The organism is Vreelandella sp. GE22, assembly GCF_968212445.1.
Genome location: NZ_OZ309110.1, coordinates 906,586 through 923,117, shown reverse-complemented (window position 1 = coordinate 923,117; position 16,532 = coordinate 906,586). Strand labels below are relative to the sequence as shown.

Genomic DNA, 16,532 nt, shown 5'->3' with positions numbered 1-16,532 from the left:
TGTGTGTATGACATCAGCGACATTTTGTATAAACCGTTTTAAATGCAGGGTTGCCCTCGATACATGAAATCTTGTTAATATAATCTTCTGCGCAGTTCATAAGCACTATCAGTTTCAAACCACTATCAGCTTCAAACCACAATATCAAGGTAATACCCATGGATGAGAATCAGGACAAATACTCGATAGATGCCTTTCCTATAGAATTCGAAGCAACTGATGAAAGCGCTTCGCTCTCCGCTGCGGCTAATACGATCTTCATCATAGCGGGATGCGTATTTGCCATCGCAGCGTGTATTATCATTTTCGGGCCGAGCTCCATCAAAGTCTCCTATTCCGGACCTACTTTTACGCAGTTCTGGCTCCTGTACCCCGGACCGATCGCGACCCTGGCCGGCTTGGCGATCTTTGGTGGCCAGCAGTTAAAAAACAAGGCGATCAATGAAAGAAATACAACGCTCGAACGCCATATCACTGAGATTGCGGGAGCCAATCTGGAAAAACTACCGGATGGCTATACTTTGAGCCTGAATAAACAAGGTAGCGACACTTATCAGCTGAATGTAGTACCGGTAGAAGAGATGCCCGACTCGACACAGGAAGAACATCTTTCGCAAGCACCTGACACGTCCGCGAAAAGAGAAGAAAACGTATAATCCACGTACGGTTATCCGTCAACACTAGACAACCACCACTCCATGACATCTATCGAGCCGAGCCCACCATGTTTCACATCTTGAAAGAACTCTATTGGCTGCGCTCATCACACGAGCCCCGCCTTGATAGACACCGTTACTGGCTGGCTGTTTATCTACTCTTGTTATTGCAGTATGGCAGCATCATGGTTAACGCATTAATAGTCATATTTTACAACAATATCAACACAGCCACTGGGCCAGAGTGGATATTAGACATTTATTTAGCGCCACAGATGCTGGAGGGCCTCGTAGTAATGCTCCTGCATCTACTAGTAGGGATCAATGCATTTGGTCGTTTCTATGGCGTCTTGGCTGGCATAGGCACCTATTCTCTGGGCGTTCTTGGCAGACTACTATTGGCACTCGCGAATTCATACGACCCATCACGACTCATTGGGCATACTACGTTCGTGCTGCTGGGACTAGCCGCTATCGGTATCCTGGCGTTGGCGATGGGTTGCAAGCTCCGTCCTCTGCGCGATATCGCTCCGGAACATGCACTCCTGCGCAAGCGAGAAACACTACCTTACGTCAAGCAACTGGATTGCATCGAATTTCTAGGTCGTTTTCTACGCGCTCAATTGGTCCTGCTCATAGTGGCTGTACTGCTTGCCTGGCCTTTTAGCTGGAGCCTTGATCATCCAGACAAGATCGCGAAAATGCTCACGAGCGATAAATTCCATTTCTGGCTGCGAACTGCTGGAATTATTATGGTGATTGGCGGTTTATGGTGGATAAAACGCCTCGTAGTCTACCTTGATGAAATCAAGAAAGGCGGCTTGGCACTGTGCTACTGTCTACTCACGCTCCTCATTGGCGTCGCTGTTGCCGTCGCAGTACGCCTGATGGTTTGGTCTTCTACCAGAACAAACCACTCATTTTACATCAGTTATGCAGACGCAACTCAATATACACTGATGGCCGGTGGTTTTTGCCTGCTATTGCTTACATTTGGCGGGGCCATCTGGCTAACCGTCCTGATCGCCAAGCGGCTCAATACACTTACCAATGTCGCCATTCCCATTGTTTTAGGCGGACTGGCGCTGATGGCTGTCATCGCATTCGGCTCCCTATTTCTGGCCAAGCACGATTTTTACGACAATGCCTGGCTATATGTACTGGCCAAGTCAGCGATCACCAATCTGGTGATAGCCAGCATTGGCGCACAAATTTACCTGATCACCCAACCTGCGGCCAAACCCTCTAAAGATAAGGCGGAAAAACCGACTCTAGAGCCTCAGCCTACCGCAGCAGCCGACACTTGATTTTCACCCCATGTTCGATAGTAAGCCGTACATGGGGCAACAAGCGTCATCAAGGAGAGATTCCTGAGTCGCTCTTCTTGCAGACTTCAGACTACGGTTGACGCAGCCCCTCAAGCAGCACTTCATGGTAGCGCTCGGGCGCCTGAATCTACGGCGAGTGGCCAAGCTCGGGAAACGCGATCAGCGTGGCCTGGGGAATCGCATCGCGGGTTTGCTCGCCCAACTCGTCGTAGTGGCCCAGGGCCTCCTGCACGTCTTCCGGCGCGCGGCCTTTACCAATGGCGGTATTGTCCTGCTCGCCGATCAACAGCAGCGTGGGCACCTCGAGCTCGCCGAACTCTTGCACCACCGGCTGGGTGAAAACCATGTCCGAGGTCAGCGCTTGGTTCCAGGCGACCAACTCGCCGTCTTCGCCTTCGTACATGCCCGCCAGCATTTCGACCCAGCGGTCGTACTCCGGCTCCCAATTGTCCACGTAGTAGGTGCTTTGCTGGTAGTCGCGAATGCCCTCCGCAGTGGTTTCGAGCTCGCTTTCATAGCCCTCATCGATGCTTTGATACGGTACGCCCAGCGCTTTCCAGTCTTCCAGGCCAATCGAGTTTACAAGCACCAGCTGCTCGGTTTGATACGGGCACATCAGCGCAAAGCGCGTAGCCAGCATGCCGCCTATGGAGTGGCCCCTGACGATGACGGTCTTGCCACCTCGTTCATAGAGCAGTGCCCGGGTCTTGTGCGCCAACTGCTGAGAGCTGAACTCGAACCGAACTACCGGGTAGGCGTTATTGATGTCAGAGAGCTCACCATCAAATACCGGTATTTCCTCGGCGGCGGCGCTGCCAACCGCGCTGATGGCGAGTGCCGTGCCAATAGCGCTTGTCAGCAGCGTGAGGGAAAATGTGCCGCTTGCCCCCGGATGAACAAGGCGTTTCAGGAAGACAAAAAGCCCTCTTTATCACTCAAGAGGGCTTTTGCGTTTAAATCCATTTTGGAGCGTTACAACGGCCCATCAAGGTGGCTTGAATGGGTCATGCTCAGAAATTATACAACCGAATAACCGCCATCGACCGGAATGATGGCGCCTGATACAAAAGAGGCGGCGGGCGAGCACAAAAAGGCTACCACTTGCGCAATCTCTTCGGGCTCACCAAAGCGATGCATCGGCGTACGTGCTTTCGTCGATTTCTGCGCTTCCTCGGGTAGCGCGTTCATCAGTGAGGTTGCCACCTACCCCGGCGCAACCGCGTTGACGCGAATGCCGTCCTGGGCGTATTTCGCCGCCAGCGACTTGGTGACCTGATCCACGGCGCCTTTACTGGCGCTATAGGCAGGGAACGCATCCGAGCCGAATATCGCATACATGGAGGAGGTATTGACGATACTCCCCAGGTCAGAGGCCTTCAAAAGCGGCTGGGCGAGCGTGCTGAGATGAAACGCCGAGTTGACGTTGATGTCCATGATCTTCTTGTACAGCGCATAATCGTATTGCTCGGACGGGCAAATACCCGCCGCATTGAACAGGATATCCAACTGATCCAGCTTGGCGAAGAAGCTTTCTACTTTCTCTTCATCGGTCACATCCATTTCAAAGGCGGAAACATCCAGCCCGGCGGGCACCTCGAGCTTGTCGGCCTCCAGTCCCAGCGCGTACACCTTCGCGCCCAGGTTCGCCAGGTAGAAGGCGGATGCGGCGCCCAGTCCTTCGTTGGTGGTGGCACCGGTCACCACGGCGACGCGGCCTTTTAACAGGTCACTTTGAAACGTTGCTGCCATTTTGATTACCTCTCGATTTACCAGACGACTCCACTTTGACTTGTTTATTACAAACTAAAGAAAATCATCGACAATGAATTAAAACAAGCCGTTACCACGCTTCAAACGTATACCTTTTAGCTGAAAAATCCAATTCATGAGGGCACGTTCATAGATCTATTACCCTTGTGACCTTTTAGTTCCGACCCTTCACATGATGTTATTTCAGCAAGATAAAGGGGTCGGTATCCAGAAGTAGAGCATGAGCAAAAGTCGCTCCCAGTAAGGCGTGGGAGGCTGATAACTTCGTCGGCAACGCGCGGCGGTAATACAACAGTGCCCAGCGCCTCGATTTCAACGACCCAAGCCAGTGGACCATCTAACGATAACCCGCCTTCTATGCGTTCGCTTTTTCTCCTGTTTTGCTCTTTGCCCTTCCATGGCGACAACCCACACACCCCAAACTCGCTCGTCATTCAATCGTCACATTGGCGGGGCACTCTTATTGAACCTTATATCATAAAACCCTTACATATAGAGACCCTTGCCATGTTACCGACTCCTTTACGCCTTGCTGTCGCCAGTGCCACGCTTCTCCTTTCCAACGCGGGTTTCGCCCAGGCGTCGGATTCACCAGCGGAGGCTTCCGCGCTGATGCAGCGCCAAGCGCAGGGCGAGCTGAACCAGCACGGCGGCGCTCGCCGCCTAAGCGGCGATATCACCGACGAGCTGCGCGACGCGATTGCTGGCGGTACGGCCAAGAATGTCATTCTGCTGATTGGCGACGGCATGGGCGATTCCGAAATCACCGTCGCGCGTAACTACGCGCTCGGCGCCGGCGGCTTTTTCGAGGGCATCGACGCCCTGCCCTTCACCGGCCAGTACACCCACTACGCGCTGGATAGAGACACCGGCAAGCCGGACTACGTAACCGACTCGGCGGCCTCCGGCAGCGCCTGGGCGACCGGCACCAAAACCTATAACGGCGCGATCAGTGTCGATATCGACGGCAACCCGCAGACCACACTGCTGGAACTTGCCAAGCGTGCGGGCAAGGCCACCGGCGATGTCTCGAGCGCCGAAATACAGGATGCCACGCCGGCGGTGCTCTTCGCCCATGTGAGCGCGCGCAAATGCTATGGCCCGGTCCGTACACTGGAAGAGTGCCCCGATAACGCCCTGGAAAATGGCGGCGCGGGGTCGATCACCGAGCAGCTACTCGACACCCGCCCGGACGTAACCCTGGGCGGCGGCGCCGAAACCTTCGACGAAGTGGCCGGCGCCGGCGAGTGGGAAGGACAAACCCTGCGCGAGCAGGCCGAAGCCCGCGGCTACCAAATGGTCAGTAACATGGAGGAGCTTTCCGCCGTCAGCGCCGCCAACCAGGATCAGCCGCTGCTGGGCCTGTTTGCCCCGGGCAATATGCCGGTGCGCTGGACTGGCCCCCAAGCGAGCTACCACGGCAACCTCGACAACCCGGCGGTGATCTGCGAGGTCAACCCGGAGCGTAACGATACGATCCCGACACTTGCGAACATGACCGCCATGGCCATTGACCTGCTCAAGGAGAACGACGAAGGCTTTTTCCTGCAGGTAGAAGGCGCGTCGATCGACAAAGAGGCGCATGCGGCCAACCCTTGCGGCCAGATTGGTGAAACCGTGGATCTCGACGAAGCCGTGCAACAAGCGCTGGCCTTTGCCCGCGAAGACGGCAACACGCTGGTCGTGGTCACCGCCGACCACGCCCACTCCAGCCAGATCGTCTACCCGGACGCCGAAGCGCCTGGCCTGACGCTGGCGCTTAATACCGAAGACGACGCGGTGATGGCCGTCAGCTACGGCAACTCCGAACTCGACTCCCAGGGCCACACCGGCGCGCAGCTGCGTATTGCCGCCTACGGCCCGCAAGCTGCCAACGTGACCGGACTAACGGATCAGACCGATCTGTTCTTCACGCTGCGTAATGCCATGGAGCTCGAGGCTGAAGGCGAGGTTGAATAACCCCATATAGCACCCCCCCAACACGGCTTTAGCGCCGTGTTGGGGGATGTCCGTTTTCCATGCCTTCGTTAGCGGTATCCAAGCCGCCTCGACAAGCAATGGCCCACCAGTAGACGCCGCTAGCCCTCTTTATCCTGGCAGCCGAGCGCTTTTGTAAAGACCTTCTGCTCCTTGGCCACGGTGAAGTTTGCCGAAAGATAGAAGCCGTGGGCTTCGTGTCGAGTGACATTGGCGCGAATGCGCATTGTGTTGACCCGCTCACTCAGCCACTCCTGAGCATGCGCTAACAGTTGGTGGCCAACTCCCTGCCCGCGATGATCAGCGGAGACCACCAAACTCGCCACCTCGCCGCATTTCCCCTCCGCCAGCCGCACATCCACGATGACATTGATACAGCCGACGACCGTGCCGTGCGTTACCGCGACAAACACTTCACCCTCCCGACTGCGTATCTCGGCGATCATGGGTACCAGGGCCGACTCATCGAAGGAATAGCCCAGTTGCGCCAACAGTAAACATACTGCGGGGATATCGCTTGAGCTGGCAGGCCGACACTGAATCGTCATGGTTCAAGCTCCTCGATGGGATAAAGCTTTACAGAGACTCGAAGCGCCAGCGCATGTCAGCACTGGCGCCAACGCTAACGGTTACGGTTACGGTTACGGCTGATTCAACCCTTCGAGCAGCGCGTCATGAAAGCGCTCGGGCGCCTGAATCTGGGGCGAATGGCCAAGCTCGGGGAATTCGACCAGGGTTGCCTGCGGGATCGCATCGCGGGCCTGCTCGCCCAGCACGTCGTAATGGCCCAGTGTTTCCTGAACCTCTTCAGTGGCGCGTCCTTTACCAATGGCGGTGTTGTCCTGCTCGCCGATCAGCAAAAGCGTGGGCACCTCGAGTTCGCCAAATTCGTGCACGACCGGCTGGGTGAAGACCATGTCCGACGTCAGTGCCTGGTTCCAGGCGACCAATTCGCCGTCTTCGCCTTCGTACATGCCCGCCAGCATCTCGACCCAGCGGTCGTATTCCGGCTCCCAGGTATCCACGTAGTAGGTGCTTTGCTGATACTCACGAATACCCTCCGCAGTGGTTTCGAGCTCGCTTTCATACCCGTCATCGATGCTTTGATACGGCACGCCGAGGGCTTTCCAGTCTTCCAGACCAATCGGGTTGACCAGCACCAGCTGCTCGGTTTGATCCGGATACATCAGCGCAAAGCGCGTCGCCAGCATGCCGCCCATGGAGTGCCCCATGGCGGTGGCTTTATCTACGCCCAGCTCTTCAAGCAGTGCATGGGTATTGGCCGCTAGCTGATGAAAGCTGAACTGGTAGTGTTCGGGCTTGGTCGATTTGCAAAAGCCGACCTGGTCCGGGGCGATAACCCGATACCCTTCGTCCACCAGCGCTTCGATGGTGGCCTCCCACGTACCCGCGCAGAAGTTCTTGCCGTGCATCAGCACCATGGTGCGACCGTTGGCGCTGCCCTCTTCAGGCTGAACATCGAGGTAGGCCATTTGCATCTCCTGGCCCTGGGATTCGAACTCGAACCGCTCGACCGGGTAGGCGTATTCGAAACCGGAGAGCTCGCCGTCGAATTTCGGTGCGTCCTCGGCGGCGGCACTGCCTATCGTGCCAATGGCCAATGCCGTGCCAATGGCGCTTGCCAGCAGCGTGCGTGTAAATAGTGGGCGTACCATTGTGTCGCTCCTCTCGTCCATGGATTCAGTGACCCGGAAGAGTATGGCAGCAATTTTCGGGCATACTACTTCAAGCCAGTACTTTAAAGAGACGTTGTGTGAGTGCAATTGTTACGCACCTTATCCATCAACGCTTCATAGCACGAGTTTGAACCCTTCATGGGTGGCTTTAAAGCCAATCTTCTCATAGAACCGGATGGCATCAGGGCGCTGCTTGTCGCTGGCGAGCTGAAGGACATGACAACCCTTCTCTTTGGCCAGCGCGATGGCATGCGCGAACATCTTCTCGCCGTACCCTTGCCCCCTAAACGCTTCATGAATTCTGACGCCTTCGATTGAAGCGCGCCAACCGCCTTGATGCGTCAGATAGGGAGTAAACGTCAGTTGGAGCATACCGGCCAACCGCCCGTCGAGCTCCGCTATGAGCAGAAGATTGTTTGGATCGGCCTCAATGGCCTTGAACGCCTCGATGTAAGACTCGTTCAGGGGCATGGATACATCTTCTCGCTGGCTTCCCAACGGGTCGGCAGCGAGCAAGGCGACTAGACCTTCCAGATCATCGAGACTTGCCAAGCGGTAATGCAATGCCATTGACGGCTCCTTGTTTTGATCGTTACCTCATACTTGCACCAACAGGACTGGCAACCTTAAATCACCCAGAAACTCAGCCCACCGGTTTATGTCACGATTACGCCTGGTTCAGAACATAACAGAGCGTATTACCCCCTGAACGTATCGATATACAGCGCTTCCACTTTATCGCGTGCCCACTGCGTTTTACGTAGAAACTTGAGTGAGGACTTGATGGAGGGATCATTATAAAAGCAGTTGATACGGATTTTTTCGTACAGGCCTTCCCAGCCGTAGCGCTCGACCAAGCGGGTCACTATCGTTTCAAGGGTCAAGCCGTGCAAGGGGTTGTTGGGTTGCGGATGGTTCATCAAATCATTCCCAGTGTTTATTCCAAACGCCTTATCCGAAGCTGCCACAGGCGACCAATAACCTATTTTAACAGAGTAGCCTTTCGAACTTACGAAAGCTGAGCTTGTTGATTAATGCGAAGCGTTGCCGGTGAATGGTAGGCGACAAAGCCACGCGTTATTGACCATGGCCGAGCCCCGCCCCGCTGCATTACCATTGGAGCCGTTTCTCCAACTTCAGCAGGCAATTCCATGCGCGCACTTACCCGCAATCAACAGATCAAGGGCCTCATCGGCTGGCTGGTACTGGCGTATATCGCTGCGGCCATCGCCGCCGTAGCCTCTATCAATGCGGCCGACTTTTACGAATCGCTCCAGCAACCCGCCTGGGCGCCGCCGGCCTGGCTGTTCGGACCGATGTGGACGACGCTTTACGGCCTGATGGGCATCGCCGCCTGGCTTGCCTGGCGCGAACCCCGCCACCGCCCGGCCCTAACGATGTTCCTGGTACAACTGGCGCTCAACGCCCTTTGGACCTGGCTCTACTTCGTGTGGCAGTTGGGCATGATCGCGTTTATTGGCGTCGTGGCGCTGTGGGTACTGATTTTGATCACGCTGGTAAAGTTCTGGCGCCTTCAGCCACTGGCCGGGGTGTTGCTGGTGCCTTATCTGGCTTGGGTGGGGCTCGCCTGCGCCTTGACCTGGAGTACCTGGCAGTTGAATCCGCAGATTTTGGGATAATCGCCGGCGGGGCCTGGGCCGCTCACTTCAGTGGTAGTGATTCTTTCTACGCTGTCGGTTTGGCCCTACCTGGTTCCAAAAGCTATCCTGAAGGCTGATTCACAAACGCATAGCCCTGACTGGCCAAGCCTCTTACGCGCGCCATTAATGCGGCGGTGTTTTAATGCGTCAATGCATTCCCGTATGCGTTATTCGTCTGTATCACGCCGTTCAGCATGCGGGTCACGTATTTCGTAGCCAAGGCTCTACCTTCTCTACTGCGTTCCAACAATATCGCTACTTGGTAAACCATCGTTATGGCTCACCTCCTGCAAACTCCGATACAATAGTGGGTATTTTCAAACGAATACAAAATTAAAAACGATATTCCTTTTCATTCACTTTCCCAACGGTACTCTCGCGCATCCTCCTGTTTGCCATTGAGAACAGTATAATTATCAAGATATAAAGCAGGACGAAATGAATTATTTTCGAGCGCTTTCGCCGAACCTGGGTTGACCATTAAAACGATTGCTTTTAATGACGTTATAGCCTTATTCGAGGAAACGTACTGCTGCATTATTTTTATAGCCTGGGTCGCCACGCCCCGACGAGTAAACGCTTTTCCTACCCTATACCCGATAAACCCTGCTTCGGGTTCATCATCGTCGATACGCAGATTCACGCGGCCACATATTCGACCGTCGGGTGTTTTTAGCAACATGGGAACCATGGTGTCACTTTGATACTTGATCAAAAACTCTGTTATTTGAGACTGCACCCCCGATAATGAATAGAACTCATTTTCTCGGGGTGCGATGAACTGCTCAAACCACGCTCTATTGTCCAGCTCGAATTCCAGCAACTCACGGGCGTCCGATAGTTTGAGTATTTCTGCCTGTACTTCCACACTCCCTCCAAAACCATACTACACAAGCTCGTTTCTATACTGAGCGACGCATAACGAGAGCCAAGGTGATGATTATGGACACACACCCTAATGAACGTACACGCTTTACCATCGAGGCTATAAAGCCATCTAAAATAAACCTACCCCAGGAATTCATCAGCGCGCAAAGAAAACATTGGCAGCCTATTCTGTGCTCCCGTGCCAGGTGATTTTTATTTCAAGTACTGCCGAGAATCTCGTGTTTCAGGCGCAACGCCACTCAAGAGTGCTTGGACCGGCGGTGGCTTGCCTGAATTCCTCGGTGGACGCTTCAACAGCCTGGGTCAAGCCATGGTGAGATGCAGGGAGCGTGGCGCGACACCTCATCGAGCTTGTCGCTGAAGCCGACAACCGCCGCTGGGTGCACACGCTAGCTTTCTTGTCTCTGTCCAATCATGAATCGGTAACGGTAAACATCTCTGTATTCCCCAGCCAACTGCGGCGCCTTGTAAACGCTCTCGTCGCTTTCAGTAAACACGAACCCGGCTTTAACCAAAGCGCGTTGTGCGGCAGCGTTTTCCATGTCCGTAAAAGAAGTAATGCTTTTTGCCTGCCCGGTCATGAGAAAGTAGCGAGCGGCGAGTGACAGCGTCTGTGTTGCATACCCCTTGCTTCTGAACGGGGCGCCGATACCGAAGTGAAGTTCCATACTCTCATCACGCTGTATGGCCGTTAACAATCCTATCGGCTTTTCTTCTTCGGCCTCCTCGATCACCCAAATACATTTACCTGTCAACGTCAGGCTCTGCGGGGTTGAAAGCCGCTGCAGCATTTGTTCGGTTTGCTCGGGACTAGCATGGGGCTGCCTCGCAAGATATTTTGCTGACTCAGGGTCGCCCGTATAGTTTGCGAAAATCGAAGCGATATCTTCGGGACCAAAGTGTCGCAATATCAGCTTTTCTGAAGCAGTTATCCTCGTCATGCTCAGCCCAGGTTGCACCATTTTTTTCGGTCATGCTTATTTCTATTAAGTATGTTAACACTGGAGGCAAAACCTGCGCGAAGCAAAGCTTCTGGCATACCGATCAAACTGCACGACACTCAACCATTAAAACAGCGATAGAGATTCCTCGCTTTTGTGCGGCCACCTTCAGCTTTGCAAACATCATGCTTTGCGTGCTAACAATAAAAAGAAGTACAACGACAGGACGCTATCGCATGGACGCCCTCATTTCGCTACTCCCACCCATTGCTGCCGTGGCGTTGGCCCTCGCTACCCGCCGGGTGAATGTTTCGCTGTTCGTTAGTATCTGGATTGGCGGCTGGCTGGTGGCGGGCAACCCCATCGCCGCCGTGGGCCAGACCTTCGACTGGTTCGCCGAGGTGATGACCGACGAATGGAACGCCCGCTTTCTGGTGCTGGTCGCCCTGCTGGGAGCCGGTGCGGCGTTTATGCACCGCACTGGCGGCTCCCAGGCGCTGGCCCGCGCGCTTGCCAAGCGCATTCACTCCGGCCGTGCCTCACTGCTGCTCACCTGGGCGCTGGGCGTGGTGATATTTTTCAACGATTACGTGAACTCGGTGATCGTGGGCAACGCCACCCGGGATTTGACCGCGCGCCAGCGCCAGTCCCGGGAGAAGCTCGCTTGGGTGATGGACGCGACCTCCGCCCCCATGGCCACCCTGGGCCCGGTGTCTGACTGGATTGGTTATCAGGTCTCACTAATTGCCGGTGCTTTGGTGGGCTTGAGCTTTGCCTCGGCGGAGCCCTACCGCCTCTTTCTACTGTCGATTCCCTGGAATTTCTACGCCCTGCTCTGCCTGGCCTCCGTGCCGATGATTCTGCTGGCCGGGGATTTCGGCCCCATGGCGAAAGCCCAGCGCCGCGCCGAGGAGACCGGTGATTTGGTCGCCCCCGGCGATACGCCGCTTTCCAACGTGGATGCGGACCTGGGCGAGGTGCCGGAAGGCCGCGGGCGGCTCTGGCACTTTCTGCTGTCGCTGGTGGTGCTGATTAGCGTTGCCTGCTGGGGGCTTTGGTACACCGGCGGCGGCGCCGAAGGCGCCACACTCATGGACGCGCTGGAAGAGACCGACGTGAGCGTGGCGCTTTCCTGGGCGGCGTTCGCCATGGTAATGACCGGTATGATCATGGCGCTTTTCCAGCGCCAGACGCTAAAAGACTGCGAAGAGACGCTGCTGGCCGGGTTTCGTACCATGCTGCCGGCGCTGGTGATCATGGTACTGGCCTGGAGCATCGGCACCGTGACCGGGGCGCTGGGCACCGGCGAGCATGTGATAGACGCGACTCGCGACTGGCTATCGCCCGCGCTGCTGCCGCTATTGATTTTCTTGATCGCTATGGTGATCTCGTTCGCGACCGGTAGCTCCTGGGGCGCGATGGCGATTCTCACGCCGATTGCCGTGCCCTTGGCGTTCGAGCTTTCCGGCGGCGACGTGGCGCTGGTCAGCATGGCCATCGGCGCGATCTTCTCCGGCTCGATCTTCGGCGACCACTGCTCGCCCATTTCCGATACCACGGTGATGGCCTCGATCTTCGCGGGCTCGGATCATATCGCCCACGTGCGCACGCAAATTCCCTACGCACTGGTACCTGCCAGCATCAGCGGGCTGCTTTATGTAGCCTCGATGATGGTGGAATCGGTGTGGGTCCTGTTGGTCGCGGGGCTGGTGGTGCAGTTTGGAGTGTTGATGATGTTGGGGCGGTTGGGACAGCGCCAGTACAGAGGATAACCCCTACTCCGGGCGTTTGTGGATCAAACGCCCGGAGCAAGATCCAATCTGTAAAAGCCGCAAAGCGTTAGAGAAATATTCGGCAACATCGTCTGATGATTCATTATTCGTAGTGGCTCCAAAGCCTTAGCACTTTGATCACTCGCTCATCTTCAAGCACCTGGTAGACCAAACGATGCTGAATATTAATGCGGCGCGAATACGCCCCAGCAAGATCACCAACGAGTTTCTCGAATGGGGGCGGTTTGCGGTAGGGATCTTCCGCTATCAATGCTAGAAGTTCCTGGGCTTTAGGCTTGAGGCCGCTAGAAGCCAGCTTTTTGGCATCCTTCTGCGCCTGCTTGGTGTAAACCAACCTCCATGTCACAAGTTCAGTTCCTCATCGCATTCATCCACCGGAGTGTCCATCCCCTCACGAATCGACTCCCGCATACCCGGCACGGAGAGCAGGTACAGTGTTTCCTGAATGGCCGACCAATCCTCTTCCGATACCAGCACGGCATTGTTTCGCTTACCCGTAATCGCGATGGGCTGGTGGGACTCGGCGGTCTCGTCGATCAACCGGTAAAGATTACTGCGCGCCTCAGTGGCGGTAATTGCGGTCATGACGCACCTCCTAATATGTTGCCTCATGGGAAGTGTACGCCTTAAAGTACGTACGTCAAGACGAACGCTCCGTATAATGCCTCAAACACCGGCTTGGTGAAGTTGGCGGATTTTTTGCGCAAGCGAAAAAGGTGACAGCTTTACCAAGTCCGCGTGCTTTGACTTGTTACATGTTTTCTTGTTGATAGGCCACAAAGCGCTTAGCATCTTCTCGCAAGCTATTTGGAAAAGCAGTATTAGTTGCTATTTCTTTAAGTATTTCCAATACCGGCCTACCATCAATTGCTTGAATGCCGCCGTTTAACATCCGATTGAGCATAAGCACGCTCATTTCATGAGGCTTACTTAATACAGAGGCTGCCAGTTCAGTTTCGTAACCACCCAAGCCTTCTAGCCCATGAACAATTGACCAAAATACACCGTAGCCATCATGATCTTGGTTGCGCTCAAACAACCCAAGTAAAGGCTTAAAAACCCTTCGATCATTTGCATTGCAGGCTTCATCTATCAGCTCATCAAGAGACTCCCACTCGTCATTGACTGGTGCATACTCTTCGATGTCTTTAATTATTGCTTCGATATTTCTCATGATTCGCACATGTAACGCCCAACTCAGCGGGCAAATTAAGCGCAGCGAAATTTGATCCGCTGCAGTTGTTTGTTATATGAGCTGTTTTGCGAGTCGTCGGATAAACTGAATACCTTCACTATTTATACCATTATCGAAAAAACCATGACGTTCCAAATCCTCTATATATTGGTGTGGAGCCTTGTTCAAAATGTCATCTACCATTCTACGGATTCGGCTAGGAGGTGATCTAACTATTCGATCAGGCTCTAATTCACGAATGATAAAATCTTTTGTAAACTCTTCCATTCCGGAGTCGATTTCGCGCTCTTCTCTCTTCCTCAGTCGCTCGATAAATAACTTCCTATTCATTCTGGATAGTTCTTTCTGCGAAGCTTCAAGTTCTTGCTCTTTTTCTGCTAACTGTAGCGCTACAGCTTCTTTTTCTTCTTCTTGTAATTGAGATTGCTCAAGAAGTTTTCGGAAGATTTGGTTTCTTTCTTCTACAACCTTTTCGATTTCTTGCTTTTCACCCGCGATCTTTTGCTTGGTATCATCAATATCATTAGAGGAGGAAGAGCTATTTTGTATATAATCCCGAACTGATGAATAACCTTCATCTAAGTTTCTTAATTTTTCTCCAAATCCACTTTCAATTTTGGCTAATAGCTGCGCGATATCTTTGGTGAAATTGTAAGTGTTGTCATAAAAGGTATTGCTAGTCTCAGTGGCTTTAAAGTAGAAAAGGGCTGCTAACCCGACTGAAAACAATGCCAGAAGTAAAGATAGTAAAGTTGGGAAATCAACTGTTAAGGCTATTGGTGTTAAATATATTTTGTAGCAAGTAACGCCTACAACAACAAGTGTACATATAGCTTTTACCCAATCCCACAATGTGGCTTTCTCAATTTTCTTTGAATTATCTGACAATGTAAGATCCTCTATTGCTCATATAACGCTTGCAGTTGCGGCAGGTACGGAGCGCAGCGTAGTACCTGTCCGACAACCTGCACTTGTTAACTATTATTTCCAGAACTGCCACCATCTTTGAGTTTCTAGTTTTCTGGAAGCTCATTGTTACCAAAGTATGCTTTATCTGCTTGGGGATCAAATACGATAAGCTCATGCCGCTCGAGCAAGGCCCAGATAAAGTTACCTACTTCTGATGCACGGCTGAAAACCATGCTCACGATAATATGCCCATCGCTTTTATCAAAACCGCACGACCAAGGACTATTATCAACCTCGTCATCACTAAGCTTATCGATGCAAGGATACTGACCTTCTAAGGTCGAGATAAATGACTTTAGTGCTTCTGACGAAGGCCATGAGGGGTCTACTCTTTCGCAACTATTGAGGTATGCCGCTCTCACTTCTGCCGTTGTGGCTCCTTGCTTGACGGAGAAGAAGCCTAAATCATGACTCATACTCGGACTCCATTATGGAGAGTTAACAGTGATTATATAGCCGGCTGCATAACCTTAATGAACGTGCCGGCACGTTCATTGGGGTTATCTAGCCGCTCTGATCAAATCTACCTCATTGATTCTATTACTAGCAAAGCAAATTTTGGCTGGTTATCCAAAATTCGCGTGCTGGCGAGATTTGCCATTCTCAATAATACTGTATATAAATACATATAAAATATTCATACAAAAGGATGCCGCCATGAAGTTAATGGATAGGGTCCGGGCTACCCTGCGGGTGAAACGCTATAGCCTTCGCACTGAGAAGACGTATTGCTACTGGATTCGCTTCTTCATTCGTTTTCATGGAATACGCCACCCAGCCACGATGGCAGGTCAAGAAGTCAGGCAGTTTCTGGAGTATCTCGCAACTGAGCGGCGCGTGGCCGCTGCCACACAAAATCAGGCGCTTAATGCCATCGTATTCCTGTATCGGCACGTACTTGAACAACCACTGGGTGACATTGGCACTTTTAGCCGAGCCAAGCGCCCTCAGCGTTTACCGGTCGTGCTTTCCCATCAAGAGGTGATGCGTGTTTTCGAGCACCTGACAGGCTCCATGCACCTCATCGCTTCGCTTATGTATGGCTCCGGGCTACGTGTTTCTGAAGCCTGCCGTCTGCGGGTCAAGGATCTCGATTTTTCACGACAAGTCATCACCATACGTTCCGGCAAGGGCGATAAGGACCGTACGACGCTCTTACCCCCGTCTTGTATAGCGTCATTGCAATCCCAGGTTTACCAGGCAGAGCAGCAACTGGCCAAGCGGCTTGGAACCGGCGCGATCCCCGTGTCACTCCCTTACGCGCTAGACCGAAAGTATCCCAATGCCGGAACGTCACTTGCGTGGCAGTGGCTTTTTCCTTCAACCAGGCCCTGTTTCGACGTTGATAACCGGGTGGTGCTCCATCACATTCACACGTCTGCCGTCCAAAAAGCGGTGAAACACGCCATGCGCGCGGCGTCTTTAACGCGCCCTGGGTCATGCCATTCTTTGCGCCATAGCTTTGCGACTCAATTGCTTAGCCAAGGGACAGACATACGCACGTTGCAAGCGTTGCTGGGGCATAAAAGCGTCGAAACCACTCAAATATATACGCATGTGCTGGGTAACGACTTTGCAGGGGTGAAAAGCCCGTTGGGTTAACGGCGCCGCTTGGCTCATCTGGCATTGTTCGGCTATCTCACCTTGCATCTCCCCC

At 53.5% G+C, this 16,532-nt stretch carries 19 protein-coding genes and 1 pseudogene; 7 read left to right on the top strand and 13 right to left on the bottom strand.

Annotation, left to right across the window (positions count from 1 at the left end):
• The first annotated feature begins 158 nt into the window (after nt 1-158).
• Together ACWHRL_RS04415 and ACWHRL_RS04410 are read left to right on the top strand one after the other, a co-directional pair.
• The gene (locus ACWHRL_RS04415; protein ID WP_447895398.1) at nt 159-656 is read left to right on the top strand and encodes a hypothetical protein; all 498 of its coding nucleotides are present in this window, start codon (nt 159-161) and stop codon (nt 654-656) included.
• A 68-nt stretch (nt 657-724) separates the two neighbouring features.
• Entirely contained in the window at nt 725-1,963 is a 1,239-nt protein-coding gene (locus tag ACWHRL_RS04410; protein WP_447895397.1) for a hypothetical protein, read from the top strand.
• Nucleotides 1,964-2,111: 148 nt separating this feature from the next.
• On the opposite strand, the gene ACWHRL_RS04405 is transcribed toward ACWHRL_RS04410, so the two are convergent.
• Nucleotides 2,112-2,702: an alpha/beta fold hydrolase gene (locus ACWHRL_RS04405; protein WP_447895395.1), complete on the bottom strand. Its 591-nt coding sequence runs from the start codon at nt 2,700-2,702 to the stop codon at nt 2,112-2,114.
• Here ACWHRL_RS04405 and ACWHRL_RS04400 point away from each other — a divergent pair.
• Entirely contained in the window at nt 2,694-3,017 is a 324-nt protein-coding gene (locus ACWHRL_RS04400; protein WP_447895394.1) for a hypothetical protein, read from the top strand. The genes ACWHRL_RS04405 and ACWHRL_RS04400 overlap by 9 nt on opposite strands.
• Here ACWHRL_RS04400 and ACWHRL_RS04395 read toward each other — a convergent pair.
• Nucleotides 3,002-3,733: pseudogene (locus ACWHRL_RS04395) on the bottom strand (SDR family NAD(P)-dependent oxidoreductase). The gene ACWHRL_RS04400 and the pseudogene ACWHRL_RS04395 overlap by 16 nt on opposite strands.
• A 528-nt stretch (nt 3,734-4,261) precedes the next feature.
• Between ACWHRL_RS04395 and phoA the strand changes: the two are divergent.
• Nucleotides 4,262-5,713, top strand: a complete 1,452-nt coding sequence (gene phoA, locus ACWHRL_RS04390; RefSeq protein WP_447895393.1) for an alkaline phosphatase — start codon at nt 4,262-4,264, stop codon at nt 5,711-5,713.
• Between the two features lie 119 nt (nt 5,714-5,832).
• Here phoA and ACWHRL_RS04385 read toward each other — a convergent pair whose 3' ends face one another.
• The 4 genes from ACWHRL_RS04385 to ACWHRL_RS04370 form a co-directional block, all read right to left on the bottom strand.
• Complete coding sequence (locus ACWHRL_RS04385; RefSeq protein WP_447895392.1) at nt 5,833-6,279, bottom strand: GNAT family N-acetyltransferase; 447 nt, start codon at nt 6,277-6,279, stop codon at nt 5,833-5,835.
• A 93-nt stretch (nt 6,280-6,372) separates the two neighbouring features.
• A complete protein-coding gene (locus ACWHRL_RS04380) occupies nt 6,373-7,407 on the bottom strand; it encodes an alpha/beta fold hydrolase (RefSeq protein ID WP_447895391.1) in 1,035 nt (344 codons plus the stop codon).
• Nucleotides 7,408-7,542: 135 nt separating this feature from the next.
• The gene (locus ACWHRL_RS04375; protein ID WP_447895390.1) at nt 7,543-7,998 is read right to left on the bottom strand and encodes an N-acetyltransferase family protein; all 456 of its coding nucleotides are present in this window, start codon (nt 7,996-7,998) and stop codon (nt 7,543-7,545) included.
• Between the two features lie 128 nt (nt 7,999-8,126).
• The gene (locus tag ACWHRL_RS04370) at nt 8,127-8,348 is read right to left on the bottom strand and encodes a VF530 family protein (protein WP_447895389.1); all 222 of its coding nucleotides are present in this window, start codon (nt 8,346-8,348) and stop codon (nt 8,127-8,129) included.
• A gap of 231 nt (nt 8,349-8,579) precedes the next feature.
• Here ACWHRL_RS04370 and ACWHRL_RS04365 point away from each other — a divergent pair, with 231 nt between their 5' ends.
• Nucleotides 8,580-9,068: a TspO/MBR family protein gene (locus tag ACWHRL_RS04365; RefSeq protein WP_447895388.1), complete on the top strand. Its 489-nt coding sequence runs from the start codon at nt 8,580-8,582 to the stop codon at nt 9,066-9,068.
• Between the two features lie 373 nt (nt 9,069-9,441).
• Here the strand turns inward: ACWHRL_RS04365 and ACWHRL_RS04360 are convergent, their stop codons facing one another.
• Together ACWHRL_RS04360 and ACWHRL_RS04355 are read right to left on the bottom strand one after the other, a co-directional pair.
• Nucleotides 9,442-9,957: a GNAT family N-acetyltransferase gene (locus ACWHRL_RS04360; RefSeq protein ID WP_447895387.1), complete on the bottom strand. Its 516-nt coding sequence runs from the start codon at nt 9,955-9,957 to the stop codon at nt 9,442-9,444.
• 409 nt (nt 9,958-10,366) lie between these two features.
• Nucleotides 10,367-10,918: a GNAT family N-acetyltransferase gene (locus ACWHRL_RS04355; protein WP_447895386.1), complete on the bottom strand. Its 552-nt coding sequence runs from the start codon at nt 10,916-10,918 to the stop codon at nt 10,367-10,369.
• Between the two features lie 236 nt (nt 10,919-11,154).
• Between ACWHRL_RS04355 and ACWHRL_RS04350 the strand changes: the two genes are divergently transcribed.
• Complete coding sequence (locus tag ACWHRL_RS04350) at nt 11,155-12,690, top strand: Na+/H+ antiporter NhaC family protein (RefSeq protein ID WP_447895385.1); 1,536 nt, start codon at nt 11,155-11,157, stop codon at nt 12,688-12,690.
• A 103-nt stretch (nt 12,691-12,793) separates the two neighbouring features.
• On the opposite strand, the gene ACWHRL_RS04345 is transcribed toward ACWHRL_RS04350, so the two are convergent.
• The 5 genes from ACWHRL_RS04345 to ACWHRL_RS04325 all read right to left on the bottom strand — a co-directional run bounded on the left by ACWHRL_RS04345 (nt 12,794) and on the right by ACWHRL_RS04325 (nt 15,291).
• Nucleotides 12,794-13,057, bottom strand: a complete 264-nt coding sequence (locus ACWHRL_RS04345) for a Txe/YoeB family addiction module toxin (protein ID WP_447895384.1) — start codon at nt 13,055-13,057, stop codon at nt 12,794-12,796.
• On the bottom strand, nt 13,054-13,296 hold the full coding sequence (locus ACWHRL_RS04340) for a type II toxin-antitoxin system Phd/YefM family antitoxin (protein WP_447895383.1): 243 nt from the start codon (nt 13,294-13,296) through the stop codon (nt 13,054-13,056). Before ACWHRL_RS04340 ends, ACWHRL_RS04345 begins: the two co-directional genes overlap by 4 nt.
• A 166-nt stretch (nt 13,297-13,462) precedes the next feature.
• Nucleotides 13,463-13,885: a hypothetical protein gene (locus ACWHRL_RS04335; protein ID WP_447895382.1), complete on the bottom strand. Its 423-nt coding sequence runs from the start codon at nt 13,883-13,885 to the stop codon at nt 13,463-13,465.
• A gap of 72 nt (nt 13,886-13,957) precedes the next feature.
• The gene (locus ACWHRL_RS04330) at nt 13,958-14,794 is read right to left on the bottom strand and encodes a hypothetical protein (protein WP_447895381.1); all 837 of its coding nucleotides are present in this window, start codon (nt 14,792-14,794) and stop codon (nt 13,958-13,960) included.
• 125 nt (nt 14,795-14,919) lie between these two features.
• Complete coding sequence (locus ACWHRL_RS04325) at nt 14,920-15,291, bottom strand: hypothetical protein (RefSeq protein WP_447895380.1); 372 nt, start codon at nt 15,289-15,291, stop codon at nt 14,920-14,922.
• 241 nt (nt 15,292-15,532) lie between these two features.
• On the opposite strand from ACWHRL_RS04325, the gene ACWHRL_RS04320 reads away from it, so the two are divergent.
• On the top strand, nt 15,533-16,477 hold the full coding sequence (locus ACWHRL_RS04320; protein ID WP_447895379.1) for an integron integrase: 945 nt from the start codon (nt 15,533-15,535) through the stop codon (nt 16,475-16,477).
• Nucleotides 16,478-16,532 lie beyond the last annotated feature (55 nt).

Bases quoted from the DNA above. Each gene is read 5' to 3' on its own strand.
- ACWHRL_RS04415 (WP_447895398.1), top strand. From the start codon at position 159: ATGGATGAGAATCAGGACAAATACTCGATAGATGCCTTTCCTATAGAA.
- ACWHRL_RS04410 (WP_447895397.1), top strand. From the start codon at position 725: ATGTTTCACATCTTGAAAGAACTCTATTGGCTGCGCTCATCACACGAG.
- phoA (WP_447895393.1), top strand. From the start codon at position 4,262: ATGTTACCGACTCCTTTACGCCTTGCTGTCGCCAGTGCCACGCTTCTC.
- ACWHRL_RS04385 (WP_447895392.1), bottom strand. From the start codon at position 6,279: ATGACGATTCAGTGTCGGCCTGCCAGCTCAAGCGATATCCCCGCAGTA.
- ACWHRL_RS04380 (WP_447895391.1), bottom strand. From the start codon at position 7,407: ATGGTACGCCCACTATTTACACGCACGCTGCTGGCAAGCGCCATTGGC.
- ACWHRL_RS04375 (WP_447895390.1), bottom strand. From the start codon at position 7,998: ATGGCATTGCATTACCGCTTGGCAAGTCTCGATGATCTGGAAGGTCTA.
- ACWHRL_RS04370 (WP_447895389.1), bottom strand. From the start codon at position 8,348: ATGAACCATCCGCAACCCAACAACCCCTTGCACGGCTTGACCCTTGAA.
- ACWHRL_RS04365 (WP_447895388.1), top strand. From the start codon at position 8,580: ATGCGCGCACTTACCCGCAATCAACAGATCAAGGGCCTCATCGGCTGG.
- ACWHRL_RS04355 (WP_447895386.1), bottom strand. From the start codon at position 10,918: ATGACGAGGATAACTGCTTCAGAAAAGCTGATATTGCGACACTTTGGT.
- ACWHRL_RS04350 (WP_447895385.1), top strand. From the start codon at position 11,155: ATGGACGCCCTCATTTCGCTACTCCCACCCATTGCTGCCGTGGCGTTG.
- ACWHRL_RS04340 (WP_447895383.1), bottom strand. From the start codon at position 13,296: ATGACCGCAATTACCGCCACTGAGGCGCGCAGTAATCTTTACCGGTTG.
- ACWHRL_RS04335 (WP_447895382.1), bottom strand. From the start codon at position 13,885: ATGAGAAATATCGAAGCAATAATTAAAGACATCGAAGAGTATGCACCA.
- ACWHRL_RS04325 (WP_447895380.1), bottom strand. From the start codon at position 15,291: ATGAGTCATGATTTAGGCTTCTTCTCCGTCAAGCAAGGAGCCACAACG.
- ACWHRL_RS04320 (WP_447895379.1), top strand. From the start codon at position 15,533: ATGAAGTTAATGGATAGGGTCCGGGCTACCCTGCGGGTGAAACGCTAT.